This is a genomic window from Deinococcus frigens DSM 12807 (genome assembly GCF_000701425.1).
Classification (GTDB): Bacteria; Deinococcota; Deinococci; order Deinococcales; family Deinococcaceae; genus Deinococcus; species Deinococcus frigens.
In genome coordinates this window covers 1-14,322 of record NZ_JNIW01000020.1, presented here as the reverse complement: position 1 = coordinate 14,322, position 14,322 = coordinate 1, and the positions used below count along the sequence as shown (strand labels likewise).

At 67.9% G+C, this 14,322-nt stretch carries 13 protein-coding genes; 11 read left to right on the top strand and 2 right to left on the bottom strand.

The annotated features are described in order from the left end of the window. Nucleotides 1-4: 4 nt before the first annotated feature. Together Q322_RS0109455 and Q322_RS0109450 are read right to left on the bottom strand one after the other, a co-directional pair. The gene (locus Q322_RS0109455) at nucleotides 5-361 is read right to left on the bottom strand and encodes a nucleotidyltransferase family protein (protein ID WP_051668399.1); all 357 of its coding nucleotides are present in this window, start codon (nucleotides 359-361) and stop codon (nucleotides 5-7) included. A 78-nt stretch (nucleotides 362-439) separates the two neighbouring features. Next, nucleotides 440-1,327 (bottom strand): LysR family transcriptional regulator, encoded by an 888-nt coding sequence (locus Q322_RS0109450; protein ID WP_051668398.1) that lies wholly within the window; start codon nucleotides 1,325-1,327, stop codon nucleotides 440-442. A gap of 156 nt (nucleotides 1,328-1,483) precedes the next feature. Between Q322_RS0109450 and Q322_RS0109445 the strand changes: the two genes are divergently transcribed. The 11 genes from Q322_RS0109445 (at nucleotide 1,484) to Q322_RS0109395 (ending at nucleotide 14,013) form a co-directional block, all read left to right on the top strand. Further along, a complete protein-coding gene (locus Q322_RS0109445) occupies nucleotides 1,484-3,172 on the top strand; it encodes a M20/M25/M40 family metallo-hydrolase (protein WP_051668397.1) in 1,689 nt (562 codons plus the stop codon). A 92-nt stretch (nucleotides 3,173-3,264) separates the two neighbouring features. After that, nucleotides 3,265-4,050, top strand: a complete 786-nt coding sequence (locus Q322_RS0109440) for a transporter substrate-binding domain-containing protein (RefSeq protein WP_051668396.1) — start codon at nucleotides 3,265-3,267, stop codon at nucleotides 4,048-4,050. A 44-nt stretch (nucleotides 4,051-4,094) separates the two neighbouring features. After that, on the top strand, nucleotides 4,095-4,763 hold the full coding sequence (locus tag Q322_RS0109435; protein ID WP_051668395.1) for an amino acid ABC transporter permease: 669 nt from the start codon (nucleotides 4,095-4,097) through the stop codon (nucleotides 4,761-4,763). A 48-nt stretch (nucleotides 4,764-4,811) separates the two neighbouring features. Then, on the top strand, nucleotides 4,812-5,957 hold the full coding sequence (gene solA, locus Q322_RS0109430; RefSeq protein ID WP_245593202.1) for an N-methyl-L-tryptophan oxidase: 1,146 nt from the start codon (nucleotides 4,812-4,814) through the stop codon (nucleotides 5,955-5,957). A 38-nt stretch (nucleotides 5,958-5,995) separates the two neighbouring features. Next, on the top strand, nucleotides 5,996-7,195 hold the full coding sequence (gene solA, locus Q322_RS0109425) for an N-methyl-L-tryptophan oxidase (protein ID WP_029477661.1): 1,200 nt from the start codon (nucleotides 5,996-5,998) through the stop codon (nucleotides 7,193-7,195). Between the two features lie 412 nt (nucleotides 7,196-7,607). Continuing rightward, a complete protein-coding gene (locus tag Q322_RS0109420) occupies nucleotides 7,608-8,327 on the top strand; it encodes a Crp/Fnr family transcriptional regulator (RefSeq protein WP_051668394.1) in 720 nt (239 codons plus the stop codon). Between the two features lie 186 nt (nucleotides 8,328-8,513). Continuing rightward, nucleotides 8,514-9,701 (top strand): ABC transporter substrate-binding protein, encoded by a 1,188-nt coding sequence (locus Q322_RS0109415; RefSeq protein ID WP_051668393.1) that lies wholly within the window; start codon nucleotides 8,514-8,516, stop codon nucleotides 9,699-9,701. A 15-nt stretch (nucleotides 9,702-9,716) separates the two neighbouring features. Continuing rightward, nucleotides 9,717-10,571 (top strand): branched-chain amino acid ABC transporter permease, encoded by an 855-nt coding sequence (locus tag Q322_RS0109410; RefSeq protein WP_029477658.1) that lies wholly within the window; start codon nucleotides 9,717-9,719, stop codon nucleotides 10,569-10,571. Continuing rightward, nucleotides 10,558-12,312 (top strand): branched-chain amino acid ABC transporter ATP-binding protein/permease, encoded by a 1,755-nt coding sequence (locus Q322_RS0109405; protein ID WP_084147906.1) that lies wholly within the window; start codon nucleotides 10,558-10,560, stop codon nucleotides 12,310-12,312. The genes Q322_RS0109410 and Q322_RS0109405 overlap by 14 nt, the downstream gene beginning before the upstream one ends. Then, nucleotides 12,309-13,082, top strand: coding sequence for an ABC transporter ATP-binding protein (locus tag Q322_RS0109400; protein WP_051668392.1), 774 nt, complete (start codon nucleotides 12,309-12,311; stop codon nucleotides 13,080-13,082). Before Q322_RS0109405 ends, Q322_RS0109400 begins: the two co-directional genes overlap by 4 nt. Beyond that, the gene (locus Q322_RS0109395; protein WP_029477655.1) at nucleotides 13,069-14,013 is read left to right on the top strand and encodes a cupin domain-containing protein; all 945 of its coding nucleotides are present in this window, start codon (nucleotides 13,069-13,071) and stop codon (nucleotides 14,011-14,013) included. The genes Q322_RS0109400 and Q322_RS0109395 overlap by 14 nt, the downstream gene beginning before the upstream one ends. The last annotated feature ends 309 nt before the right edge of the window (nucleotides 14,014-14,322 follow it).

Genomic DNA, 14,322 nt, shown 5'->3' with positions numbered 1-14,322 from the left:
ACTACTACGCCAGCGCGCCGGCTTTCACGATTTTGTGCAGCCAGGTGCGAGGATCACGGGCGTAGATGTTGACGCATTCGCGCTGCACCTGGGCAGCGAAATACGGATTACTCAGCGCCTCGCTCTCTACCAGATCGACGGGCGCGGCCAGGGCGTCTTCCAGGGCGCTGAGCAGGGACAGGTAGGCCCGCCCATGCTCCAGCAGCGGTAACGGCTCGAGGGTCACCAGAAAGTCGTAATCGTGGGTATCCGCCTCCCCACGCGCCACGCTGCCGAACAGATCGAGGCGCTGGCCCCGGTGATCGCGGGCCAACTCGCGCAACTCGTTCAGGCGCAGATCTATGGGCAGGTTGGGGGCCATGTCCAGAGTTTAGGTCGGCCGTCTTCCGCAACTCGTTCCGGCCCAGTCTGAATCCCTGTGTCCAGCGCGGCCAGCACCTTATACGGCTGGCAGTCCCTGCGCCCAGATCAGCCCCAGCACCTGGCGGCTGGCCGGGGAATGTTCACCGGGCCGGGTCACGGTCCCCAGGGTCCGCACCAGTGGGACGGGCAGGGGGCGGCGCACCACTGAAGGAGGCAGCCCTTCCCCGATCAAGCCAGGCAGCGCCAGGCGCGGCAGTGCGGTGAAGCCCAGTTCCCGGCCCACCATCGCCACGATGACACTCTCTGTCAGCAGGCACAGCGTGGGGCGCAGCGAGATGCCCGAGCGGCGCAGATGTTGCATCACGAAATCGTCAGTGGCCGGGCCGAGGTGAAGGTAGGGCTGTTCCCAGAGCGTCGCCACATCCATCTCGGTGGGCCACGTTGCAGGCAACAGCAGTTCGTAGGGATCGTCGCCCATCACCCGCGTCATTAGCCGGGTGTGGGCGGGCAACTGCGTCAGGCCGATGTCGGCCTCACCCCGCAGCACGGCGGCCTCGACCGCGTGACGCTCCAGAAAGGCGTCGCTCACCTGAACATCAATCCCCGGATATGTGGACCGAACCTGTGCCAACACGGGCGGGAGGAAATGCAGCGCCAGGCTGGGAAAGCTGGCGATGGTCACGCTGCCCGAGAGCGGCGTGACCGCCCGCGCCTCTGCCTGCAAGCGGGTCGCCTCTTCCAGCAGGTGCCGGGCCAGTGGCAAGGCCCGCAAACCTGCCGGGGTGAGTTGCACGCCGCGCGCGTGCCGGTCCAGCAGCCGTGCACCCAGGGCCTCCTCGAGTCCCTGCACCGCGTGGCTGACGCCCGACTGGGTCAGGTTCAGCTCGACCGCCGCCGCCGTAAAACTGCCTGTCCGGACTACCGCCAGCAGGATTCGCAGTTGAGAGAGGCTCAGGTCAGCCATGAGTTTCAGTCATAGCATGCGCAGAGGCATGAGCTTTTCTCCTCTCAAGCCATGTCGCAGCGAGTAAGCTTCTTCATTAAGTTCCACAAGATTTATTCCTTCATGCAGCGCGCTACGTTCGGGCTTGTCCTGGTGTTTCTCACACAGAGGTGCCTTTTGAGTCAGGTTGCTCCCCACCGCGTCCCGTCCCCAGGCTCGCCCGACCCCTGGCTGGAGCGCACCCATGAACTGGCGATTACGCTGACGCGCTGGGCCAGCGTCACGGGCAGCGCGGGCGAGACGGCCTTTGGCGGGCGGCTGGAGGCGCTGCTGCGGACCTGGCCGACGTTCGCGGCGCGGCCCGGTGACGTATGGCTCTCGCCCGCGCGGCACGGCTACGCTGCCCAGAACGTCTATGGCCTGGTGCCGGGCCGCTCTGCACGCACGCTGCTGCTTTCCGGGCATTACGACACTGTGGAAACTGGGGACTACGGGGAATGGCAGCCGCTGGCCTGTGAGCCGGAGACCCTCAGCCAAGCCGTAGCCGCCGCCCTCGCCCGCCTGCCTGATCCCACCGCCGCCGAGGCCCTGACGGTCCGTGACCTGGCGGGCGGCGACTTCCTGATGGGGCGCGGCCTGCTGGACATGAAAGGCGGGCTGGCGGCGGGTCTGGCCGTGCTGGAGCGCTACGCCGCCCTGCCCCTGCGCGAGAGACCCGGCCACCTGCTGCTGGTTGCCACCCCTGACGAGGAAGGACGCTCCAGCGGCGCGCGGGCCGTGGCCCACGATCTGCCCGCCCTGGCCCTTGGGCGCAGCCTGGACGTGGTGGCAGGCATCAACCTGGACGCGACAGCCGACACCGGCGACGGCAACGAGGGCCGGGCGGTGTATCTGGGAACGGTGGGCAAGGTTCTGGTCTCGGCCCTGGTGATCGGGCGGGCCGCCCACGCCGCCTACCCCTTCGACGGCTTGAGCGCCACGCTGCTGGCCGCTGCGTTGATCTCGCGGATAGAAGCGGCCCCCGAGCTGGCCGACGCGGCCCACGGCGAGGCCAGTGCGCCACCGGTGTGCCTGGAACTGCGCGACGGCAAGACCGCCTACGACGTGACCTCCCCGGGGCAGGTCTGGTGCGCCTTCAACATGCTGACCCAGGGCCGCACGCCGGGCGCGGTCCTGGCGCAGTTCGTGGCGGTGGCCCAGGCAGCGGCGAGTGACGCCCTGGCAGAGTTCGCGGCGCGGGCGGCGGCGGCACACAGTCCGAATGCGGCGGCGTTGGCGGGCGCGCAGGCCGAGGTGCTAACTTTCGGCGAGTTGCGGGGCCGCGCCGTGACCCGCGCTGGAGAGGAAGCGGTGCGGCGCGTACAGGACGGCCCCGCTGGCCCCAATCCGCTGGCGGACAGCCGCGAGATCATGGCGGCGCTGACGACCCTGGCCGGGCTGACCGGACCAGCGGTGGTACTGGGCTTCGGGGCGCTGCACTATCCGGCCACCCACCTCGCCGGTCACCCGCATGACCACGCCCTGCTGGGGGCCGCACAGTCCCACGCCGCCGACCTCTCCCGCCAGACGGGTCAGAGCTTGCGTCTGCGTCACGCCTTTCCCGGAATCTCGGACATGAGTTTTCTGGGGCAGCCTGCCGACGACGCCACAGAGCAGGTGCTGGCGCGGCACACCGCCCACCCCGCGCACATCGACCCCGCCCCACCCGACGCCCTGCGCTTCCCGGTGGTCAACATCGGCCCCTGGGGACGCGATTATCATCAGCCCCTGGAGCGCGTCCATGTGCCGTATTCCTTCGGGGTGGTCCCGGAACTGCTGTGGCGCGTGACCCACACTGTGCTGGGTGCCGGGTTGCCTCCAGATTGACCGTGGCCCCTGCGCCGTTCTCTGACCTGACCCCCATTCGCCGCCCGCCGCCGCCCCGATTCCCCGATCTCTTGGCTCAAGGAGGAACCCCCATGTCCACAACGATCAAGTCCAGAACGATCAAGACCGCTGCCCTCTGCGCCCTGCTCCTCAGTGGCCTGGCGCACGCCACCGATCTGGCGCAGATCAAGCAAAAAGGCGTGATGACGGTGGCCATGTCCGGCGAGTACCCGCCCTTCTCGCAGCCGTCACTCAAGGGCGGGCTGGAGGGCTTCGATGTCGATGTCGCCAACGAGCTGGGCAAACGCATGGGGGTCAAGGTCAACGTGGTCAAGACCGAGTTTCCCTCGATCATCGCCGGCATCCAGGCAGGAATCTTCGACCTGGCGGTGGCCTCTCAGGGCAAGACGCCCGAGCGGGCCAAGGCCGTGGACTTCAGCGACGCGCCGTATTACTACGACGGCGTGCAACTGTTCGCTCCCCTCGGCTCCAAGGCCACGGGTCTGGCGTCTCTCAAGGGGCAGCCGGTGGGCGTCGCGCTGGGGACCACCTTCGAGGCCACGCTCAAGGAAAAGGGCCACGATAAGATCGTGAGCTATTCCGGCGAGCAGGAGGGTTTCCTGGCGCTGGCCGCCGGGCGCGTACAGGCCTTTTTGACTGAGAAATCGGTAGGCGCAGTTGCCATTCAGAAGGGCGTCAAGATGATGCCGGTCGGCCCGGTGGTGGCGAGCGACGCGACTTACGTGACCTTCGCCAAGAACTCGCCCGCCCTGGCGGCGGCGGTCAACAAGGCGCTGAACGACATGCGCGCCGACGGTACCCTGAAAAAAATCTCAATGAAATGGGTGGGCCTGGACCTCAGCGTGCCGAGCAAGTAGTGGCCCTGTCCAGGCAGGAGCAGTCCAGGCAGGGGCGTTAGGCCGTGGAGATCCTGCTCAATCCTGATGTTCTGAGCAGCCTGTGGCAAGGCACCCAGATCACGCTGGCGCTGACGTTCTTCGCCAGCATCGGCGGGCTGCTGCTGGGGCTGCTGGCGGCAGTCGCCAAATCCTCGCGGGTGATCGTGCTGCGGGCGATAGCGGTGGCCTACATCGAGTTGTTTCGCGGCACGCCGCTGCTGGTGCAGCTCTTCTTCCTCTACTTCGCGCTGCCCCAGCTCACCGGTATCACCCTGCCTGCCTTCACCACCGCCGCCATCGGCCTGAGCCTGTTCGCGGGGGCCTACACCGCCGAGATCGTGCGCGGCAGTCTGAATGCGGTGGCCTCCGGGCAGCGCGAGGCCGCCACTGCGCTGGGCCTCAAGCCTCTCCAGGTGCTGCTCGAGGTGCAACTGCCGCAGGCCACCCGCATCGCGCTTCCGGCGCTGGGCAACCAGTTCATCGGGCTGCTCAAGGATTCCAGTCTGGCCTCGGTGATCACCGTGACCGAGCTGCTGCTCAGCACGCGCGGACTGGTGTCGGTCACGTACCAGCCGGTGGCGCTCTACGCGGCAACGGGGCTGATCTACTTCCTGCTGTCCAACGTTGCCTCGCGCGTGTTCGCCGTGCTGGAACACCGGCTCAACCGCCCGTACCGCACGGCGACCCGCTGAGGTCGTGAGGATGCCTGCTTCGCCTGTCTGTGGAGGAGACTTGAACACGTGAACACCGGCTACGACACCATCATCGTCGGCGGTGGGATGGCCGGGATCGCCGGGGCGCATGAGCTGGCGCGGCGCGGTCAGCAGGTGCTGTTGCTCGAACAGTTTGCCTTCGGCCATGAGCGCGGCAGCAGCGCCGGGCCGTCGCGCATCTTCCGGTTGTCGCAAACCGTGCGCGAGTACGCCCCCATGGCGGCCCGCGCGCTGACGCTCTGGAAGCAGTTTCAGACCGACTACGCCACGCAACTGTACTGGCCTGCGGGTCTGCTCGATCTGGGGAACACCCAGACCCACATCCTGGCGGAGATCCAGGCCCACCTGCGCGAGGGCGGGCAGGACTTCGAGGTTCTTGACGCTCTGGCGCTGGCCCGGCGCTATCCGCAGTGGCGGCCCGGCGACGACTGGCAGGCGGTCTATAGCCCGGAGGCGGGCATTCTGAATCCCAGCCTGACTCTGGAACTGCTCACCGCCATGGCGGGCGTGCTGGGGGCGACGCTTCTGGACCGAACGCCCGTGCTGGGCTTTGACCTGAGTGACCCCGCAGTTCCTGCCGTTCACACCGCATGCGGGACCTTCAGCGCCGGGCGGCTGGTGGTGGCTGCCGGAGCCTGGCTGCCGGGGCTGGTGCCTGATCTGGCCCCGTCGTTGCGGGTGACCCAGGAACAGGTGGTCTTCTTCCGCCCCACGCAGCCAGAGGCGTTCGCGCTGGGCCGCTTTCCGCTGTTCATCCACCACCAGATGCCCGAGGTCTACGGCTTTCCGCTGTTTCACCTGCCCGGCGTCAAGGTCGGCCTGCACACCAGCGGCCCGCAGGTGGACCCTGACACCCGTGATGGCCTGCCCCAGCCCAAACTGACTGCGATGATGCGCGCCTTTCTCGAAGATCATCTGCCCGGCGCGGCGGGACCGGTCATGCAGATCAAAACGTGCCTGTACACCACCACCCGCACTGGAGATTTCATCTACGACACCCATCCCGATTCCCCACAAGTGCTGCTGGTTTCGGCGTGTTCGGGAGTGGGCTTCAAGTTCCTGCCGGTCCACGGCGAGATCATTGCCGACTGGGCCGCCGGGCGGCGTCATCCGCTGCTCACCGGGCGCTTCGGGCTGGTCGAGGCCACGCCGCCCTTCGCCCCTTCCGGCTGAGCCTGGCCGCTTTCCAAACTTTTGAGGAGACCGTTGACATGAAGCGAAGTTTCGACACCATCGTGCTGGGCTGCGGCGGCCTGGGCAGCGCGGCGCTGTACTGGCTGTCCAGGGAACTCGGGGGCGAGGTTCTGGGCCTGGAGCAGTTCGCACACGGCCACGAACGGGGCGGCTCCCATGACCACTCGCGGATCATCCGGCTGTCGTATGGCGTGACCGACTACACCCACCTCGCCGTCCACACCTACCCCTGCTTCGCCGAGCTGGAAGAGGAATCGGGCGTTCAGTTGGTCTTTAAAACCGGTGGCCTGGACCTGTCGCCCACTCCGGCGGGCCAGCCCGGTGAACTGGGCAGTTTCGCGGCGGCCATGCGCGAATCTGGAATCGACTTCGAGACGTGGAGTGCTGAGGACACCATGCGCCACTTTCCCCAGTTCCGGCTGCCCGGGGACGTGCAAGTGCTGTACCAGAAAGATGCCGGTCTGGTGGACGCGCGCAAGGGTGTGATGGTCCACGCCCTGATGGCGCGGCGCAACGGGGCCGCCCTGCTGGACCAGACCGCCGTGCAGGGCATCACGCCCCACAGCGATGGCGTCGACATCGACACCACGCAGGGCCGCTTCAGCGCCCGCAGACTGGTGGTGACGGCGGGGGCTTGGCTCACTCCCGTTTTGAGGCTGGTGGGCCTGAAATTACCCATCACCGTGACCCGCGAACAGGTATCGTATTTCAGCTCGCCTCATCTGCGCGACTTTGCGGTGGGCCGCTTTCCCGTGTGGATCTACTACGGCAACCAAGACCACTGCTTTTACGGCTTCCCGGTGTATGGGGAGGCTGCCGTGAAGGCCGCCGAGGATGTGGGGGGTCAGGCCACCACCGCCGAGACCCGGAGCTATGACAGGGATCAGCGTTCTGACCACAGCCTGCGGGCCTTCATGCAGGCCCATCTGCCCAGCGCTCTGGGGCCAGAACTCTATACCAAGACCTGCCTGTACGACATGACCCCGGACCGTGACTTCATCGTGGACTTTCTGCCGCAGCACCCCAACATCCTGATCGTGAGCGGCGCGGCCCACGCCTACAAGTTCAGCAGTCTGCTGGGAAAGATCGCGGCTGAGTTGACGCTGACTGGGCAAACCACCTTTGGAATCGAGCGCTTCGGCCTGGACCGGCCCGGCCTGACCGACCCAGGGTTTACACCCAGTTTCAGGCTGCAAGGTGAGGCACTTTCACCTTGAATCTTTCACCCTGAATATTGTGGGCCTGCCGCGCTAACCGGGCTGCTGCAGGTCTGCAGGCGCTCTGGCGGTGTCGCTGTCGTCCGTAGCGTAGGCACATCACGCACCTTCGCAGGCTTTCTGGCGGACTGGTGGGAGCCGTAGGTCCGTGTCTGTGGTAGGCCCGTCTCTCTGGTCACTGACAGGCATGTCCACAACAGTTCATACGTCCGCCCTGTAGACTCCACATCCAGATGATGCATTTTGGGAAACCTGCGGCGGGATGTGGCGAAGCGGGGACGGCCTACAGTGGGCCTGCCGCCCGGTCAGGCCAGGGCAAGGATGTGCGCCGCAGTCCACAGGCCGTCCCCGGTCCCTGCCTGATCTTCCCTGCTTCACGGCGGAACCGGCCGCCCTGGTCCTCAGCGGGCTGATGGAACGGTCCGGGCAGCGTTCGAATGGCCTGTCTCCCACCGGGCAGGCAGGCGAAGGTCTGCGGGCCAGCCCTCTGGGAACGCTGGAACAGGCGCTGCGGGAGCAACTTCTGCGCGGCGCACAGTACCAGCAGCTCTCTGCGCCGCAGCTCTACTACCGCCAGGCCGATGCCCCTGACCGCGTGACGCTGGTGCTGAGCGGACTGGCGCGGGTCTTCATGATGTCGGCGCAGGGGCGGCAGATCACCGTGCGTTACGCCCACCGGGGCGACCTGCTGGGCGTGGCCGCGCTGCTGGCCGGGCCACCACCTGCCAGCGTGCAGGCCCTGACCGACTGCGAACTGCTGCATCTGGACGCTGCATTTCTGCGCGAACTGGCCGGGCGCGAGGCGAGCGTGGCCCTGCTGCTGGCCGAGGAAACCGCCCGGCAACTGTACGGCGTTCTGGCGGTGCTGGCGGGTCAGGCCTTTGGCAGCGTGCGGCAGCGGCTGGCCTGGCACCTGCTGGAACTGGCTGCCGAACAACCAGAGGCCAGTCCGTTCACCGTTCCCGGCAGCCAGCAGGAACTGGCCGACGCGGTGGGCAGCGTGCGCGAGGTGGTGGCCCGCACATTGCAGGACTGGCGTGCCAGCGGCGTGGTGGCAACGGGTCCAGGCGGCGTTCAGATTCTTGATCCCGCCGCGCTGCACCGGGAGCTGGGCCGCCAGGGAGAGACCTGACTCCCGCCCCGGCGTAACTTAAGTCACTGCCCCTGCCAGGTCCGCGCCGCAGGCTAAGCGTCTACAACCTCGTTTCCGAGTTTTAAATGTTTTCCTGCCTGGCAAGCCGTGCCGGGAGGTGATCGCCACGCCACGCTTCCGTGCGTGGGCCGCCCCCATTCGCTCACCCCCAGAGAGGAAACGAACATGCCAAGCGCGAAAAAGTCGTCTTCGAGAGCTTCCATCCTGGGTGCTGCGGCGCTGCTCACCCTGCTGCTGGGCGCGGCCCAGACCGCACTGGCCCAGAATAAGGCCCCCATCAAGATCGGCGCAATCAGCTCGCTGACCGGGGCCGCCGTCTTTCCCGAATCCAGTCAGGCCGCCAAAGCCGTCTTTGACCGGGTCAACGCGGCGGGTGGCATTGGCGGGCGAATGATCGAGTACATCTCGGAGGACGACAAATTCGATCCGGCGGGTGCCTCGCAGGCGGCGCGGCGGCTGATCGACGATGAGGGCGTGGTGGCGCTGGCGGGATCGGCCAGCCCCATCGAGTGTAACGTGAACGCGGCCTTCTACGCGCAGCGCAGTGTGCTGTCGGTGTCGGGGGTGGGCATCGACACCAAGTGCTTTACCTCCGCCAACATCGCGCCGGTGAACGTTGGGCCGTACAGCGAGGCCGCCGCCGCCATGTACTACGCCAGCAACACCCTCAAGCGGGGCAAAGTGTGCTTCGTGGGCAACGCCAACCCGGCCCAGAACGCCGGGTACGACGGGGCCGTGGCCCGCTGGGAAAAGCTGAGCGGCCAGAAGCTTGCCCTGCTGGACCGCACCCTGCGCCCCGGCGACGACCTGACGCCCACGCTGCTGAAAGTGCAGCGCGCGGGCTGCGAGGCGGTCATCTTCAGCGGCGTGGAGCCGCAGGTGGTGGCCTGGATGAATGCGGCCAGCACCCAGAAGATCAAGGGGATTGATTTCATCATGCTCTCGGCGGCGTACACGGACCGTCTTGCCAAGGCGCTGGGGAACGTCGGCAACGGCATGTACGCCATCAGCGCCTTCGAGCCGTTCTCCGGCAGCGCAGGCACCCTGACCGACTGGCACACCCTGATGAACGCCAGCAAGGTGCCGCTCAACTCGTTCTCGCAGGCCGGGTACGTGGCCGCCAACGTGATGGTGGACGCGCTGAAAAAGGTCAAGGGTGAGATCACCCGCCAGAGCGTCACGGCGGCCCTGCGCGGCCTGAAGAATTACCGCTCACCCCTGATGGGATCGGCCTACACCTTCGGCAGTGGGGCCAACAACCCCAACCAGTCGGTCAAGATCGTGCGGCTGCGCGGCGGGCAGTGGGTCACGGTCAACACCACCTGGCTGCGCCTGCCCGCCGCCGGGCAGTAAGGGAGGCGCGGCAAGATGTTGCAGTCGGCCCTGGCTGGACTGGCGGCGGGCGGCGCTTACGCCCTGCTGGGCGCGTGCGTGGTGCTGCTGTACCGCATGGTGGGCGTGCTGAACTTTTCCACCGCCGCTGTGGGCGCGTTCGGCGCGTATGCCAGCCTGGAATTTCTGGACCTGGGCTGGCCGTACTGGGTGGCGGCCCTGGGCGGCATCGCTGTCGGCACGCTGCTGAGCGGCGGCATCGGCTGGGTCATGTCTCGCTGGTTCTTCGAGGTCTCGGTGGGCGTGCGCTCTACCGTCACCATCGCGCTGCTGATCGGGCTGCTGGGGCTGGCGCACCGGGCCTTCGGGGACGCGCCCAAGGCCGTGCCATCGGCCTTTCCGGGGGCCAGCCTGGATCTGGGGGTCACCATTTCCAGTGACGCGCTGCTGGCGCTGGGGCTGGCAACGGCGTTGGCGCTGGGCGTGGGCGCATTTCTGAACCGCACACTGCTGGGCGTGCAGCTCCGCGCCCTGAGCGAGCGGCCCACCACCGCCGAGCTGCTGGGCATCCCGGCGCGGCGGCTTTCGCTGCTGGTGTGGCTGTTCGGAGGTGCGGCGGCCACCGTTGCCGTGCTGGTGATCGCCCCCACCCGCCCGGCGGATTTCAGCAGCCTCAGCTTTCTGGTGCTGCCCGCGATGGCGGCGGCGCTGCTGGGCCTGTTTCAGAACTTCACGGCCACGCTGCTGGGCGGGGTGGCCGTGGGGCTGCTGGAGGGGCTGGCGACGTATTTTGACGCCGTTTCTCCGTACCGCTCAGTCCTGCCCTTTGTGATGGTCCTGCTGGCGCTGCTGTGGACCCAGCGCGGGGAGGTCTGGGATGCCGCCCGCTGAGGCCGCGCGCACGCCGTCGCCTGCCGCCGCCACTTCTCGCCCCCCGGTCCGTGGGCTGGTTCTCGGCGTGCTGGCTGTCGCCGTGGCCGGACTGGGCCTGGTCCTCCCCAGCTTCTGGCTGTTCCTCGCCACCGGCGCGGTCATCTCGGCGGTCACGGCCCTGAGCGTGGGCATCGTGTATGGGCGGGCGGGCATGATCTCGCTGTGCCAGCTCTCGTTTGCGGCCATCGGGGCCTTCGTGGTGGCGGGGCTGAACACGCAGGGCATTCTGGTCCTGCCGCTCCAGATTCTGCTGGGCGGCCTGGTGGCGGTGCCGTTCGGGCTGCTGATCGGGCTGCCCGCGCTGCGGCTGCGCGGGGTCAACCTGGCAATCGTCACGCTGGGCTTTGCCAGCGCGGTGGATGTGGTACTGGGTCTGAACGCCTTTCCCGGCGCGGACAGCGGGGAGTATGTGACCCGCCCGGCCCTGCTCGCTGGTGATCCGGCCTACTTCGCCTTCTGCTGGGCAGTCTTCGTGGCGCTGGCCCTGGGCCTGGCCTGGCTGAGTCGCCGCCGCGCCGGACTGGCCTGGGACGCTGTGCGCCGCAGCGAACGGGCCACCGCCGCCCTGGGCCTGAGCGTGCCGGGAACCAAGCTGTGGGCTTTTGGCCTCAGCGCTTTCGTGGCGGGGGTGGGCGGGGGGCTGCTCATCGGGCAACTGCTGACGGTCAGCCGCGCCAACTTCGAGCCGGTCTTTTCTTTAATGGCCTTCGCGCTGGGCGTGATGCTCGCCACCCAGTACTGGGAGGGGGCGCTGGTGGCGGGCGTGGCGATGGCGCTGGTCCCGGAGATTCTGCGCCGCACTGGGCTGCCGCAGGACCTGACCAGCCTGCTGTTCGCCCTCGGCGCGGTGGAGGCGCTGTTTCGCGGCACCGGCGGACTGGCCGCGCGGCTGCGCCTGGTGGCCGCGCACCGCCGGGCGCGTGACCTGCCCGCCGGGTTGCCGCCCCTGCCCGCGACGCAGCAAAGCAGACCCCGTGTCACATCAGCCCCTGGTGGCCCGGTGCTGGAGCTGAGCAACCTGAGCGTCCGTTACGGCCAGGTCGCGGCCCTTTTAGAAGTGAATCTACGCGTCGAGCGCGGTACGGTGGCCGCTCTGATCGGTCCCAACGGGGCGGGCAAGTCCACGTTGATCGACGCCGTGACCGGCTTCAAGGGCTACATGGGAACAGTGGCGCTGGGCGGGCGGTCCATCGACGCCGTGAGCGCCCACGGACGGGCGCGGCTGGGGCTGCGGCGCTCGTTCCAGCAGGACCGCACCATTGCCGACCTGAGCGTGGAGCAGTACCTGCGGTTGCTGTCGGGCCATGATCTGGGCCGGGCCGAGTTGCTCGAAGCCCTGCATTTTCTGGGCGGCCCCCACCCCGAACGCCCGATGGACTCCGTGGACGTGGGAACCCGGCGGCTGGTGGAGGTCGCGGGGCTGCTGGCGGCCCGCCCGCAGATCGTGCTGCTCGACGAACCCGGCGCGGGGCTGGACGAGGCCGAGTCGCTGCGCTTCGCCGCCCGGCTGCGCGAGGTGCCTGCCGTCTTCGGCTGCGCGGTGCTGCTGGTGGAACACGACATGGCGCTGGTGGCGGCGGCCTGCTCACAGGTCACGGTGCTGGACTTTGGGCAGGTGATCGCCTCTGGCGAATGCGCCGAGGTGCTGGGCAGCCCGCAGGTGGTCCGCGCCTACCTGGGCGGCGAGGACGCGGCATGACGGGCATCGTAGATCAAGCGGACACCGGCCTGATGATCGAGGAGCTGAGCGTGGCCCGCGGGGGCTTCCCGGTGGTGCGCGGCGTCACCCTGCACGCACCCCCCGGCCAGGTCACGGTGCTGCTCGGCCCCAACGGCGCGGGCAAGACCACGCTGCTGGAAGCGGTGTCCGGCGTGATTCCGGTGTCTGGTGGGCAACTCCGCCTGAACGGGACCGTCATTACCGCGCAGCCGCGCGAGGCCCGCGCCCGCCGGGGGCTGGCTCACGTCGAGCAGGGCCGCACGGTCTTCGCGGGCCTCAGCGTCGAGGACAACCTGCGGGCGGCGGGGCGGGGGCGCAGCCTGGATGAGCTGTTCGGCCTCTTTCCCGAACTGATTCCCCGCCGCACCGTGGCCGCCGGAATGCTCTCGGGCGGCGAGCAGCAGATGGTGGTGATTGCCCGCGCCTTGGCGGGCCGCCCGCAGGTGCTGCTGGTCGACGAGCTGAGCCTGGGCCTCGCACCCATCGTGGTGCGCCGCCTGATGCCGGTGCTGCGCGGCTTGGCCGACGATGGTGTGGGCGTGCTGCTGGTCGAGCAGTTCGCGGCCCTGGCGCTGGACATCGGGGACCACGCTTACGTCCTCAACCGGGGCGAGGTGGTGCATGCGGGCCGCGCCGACGAACTGCGCCGCCGCCCCGAACTGCTGCGCGGCGCGTATCTGGGCGCGTCCGCCTCGCCTTCAGCACCCAGTCCAGCCTCACAGCAGGAGACTCCCCATGACCACATTTGATCTTCAGCAGCGGCTGGCGCGGTTGCGCGAGCTGCCCGAACCCCGCGCCGACGTGCTGGTAGACGGCCAGATGCCGGACCTGTACGCCCGCAAGGTCTACGCGATCATGGGGGCCACCGTCACGGACCGGGGGCCGCATATCAGCGAGACGGCAGGCATCAACGTCGCCATTCTGGAATGCCCGCCGGGCAAGGGTGTGGGCCTGCACAACCACGCCACCGCCGAGGTCCTGATGCCCATTTCCGGCACCTGGCGCTTCGACTGGGGGGCGGGGAGCGAGGTGGGCGTCCACCTGGGGCCGTGCGATGTATTCAGCGTGCCGGTGGGCGTCAACCGCCGGTTCACCAACCGTTCGGCACAGCCCGCGCTGATGTTCGCGGTGGTGCAGGGGGACGGCGTGGCGAACACCGTGAAGCTGGCCGCCTCGGTGATCGAGGAGGGCCGCGCCCGTGGTCTGGAAGTGGACGACGACGGACGCCTGATCGGCGGCGGCCTGAGTTTCCCGCCGCGCGAGCTGCACATTCCTGAACTGGAATTCTCGCGCCCGGAGGTGCTGGCCCGTATCGCCCATTTTCATGACCTGGATGCGCGGCCCCGTGAGGACGGCGGCGAGGAGCTGATGGCCCTCAGTTCTGCCCCTGGCTCAGCCGCCGCAGTTCACGATGCCGTGGGCTTCTCGTTGTCGTTCCTGCGCCTGGAAGCGGGCGGACAGACCGCAGTGGGCGCGGCGGATGTGCATCTGCTGATGCCGCTGGATGGACAGTGGCGGCTGGAAGTGGGCGGCCAGACCTTTGAGCTTAGGGCCACCGACGTGTTCGCCATTCCCGCTGGAATGCACGGCACCCTCAGCGCTCTGGGATCGGAAGCGGCGCTGTGCCTCAGTCTGGTGGGCGACGGCTCCCGTGTGGGTGTGGAGGCGAATTCTCCCTGAGTGGCTTGGGTTTCAAACCAGACTGCCTGATGATGCATGCCCCGCCCTGCGTCTGCTCTGGGAGTTAGGTTCCTTCTCGCCTGCGCTCCGGCCTGAGATCAGGTAGACGCAGTAGGACTCATACGGATTCCGATTAAACAGTTTATAATAGAGGGATGAAACCTGCACTCTTCATTCGTTCCCTCGCACATCAAGCGGCTGACTTCTGGCAGCTCTTCGAGACCAGTACCTGTGCCGTCCAGCGGCGCAGAGCGCAATTCTTTGCGCTCCTGGCAGAACGTCGTCCCCTTGCCGAGATTCTGGCGCTGA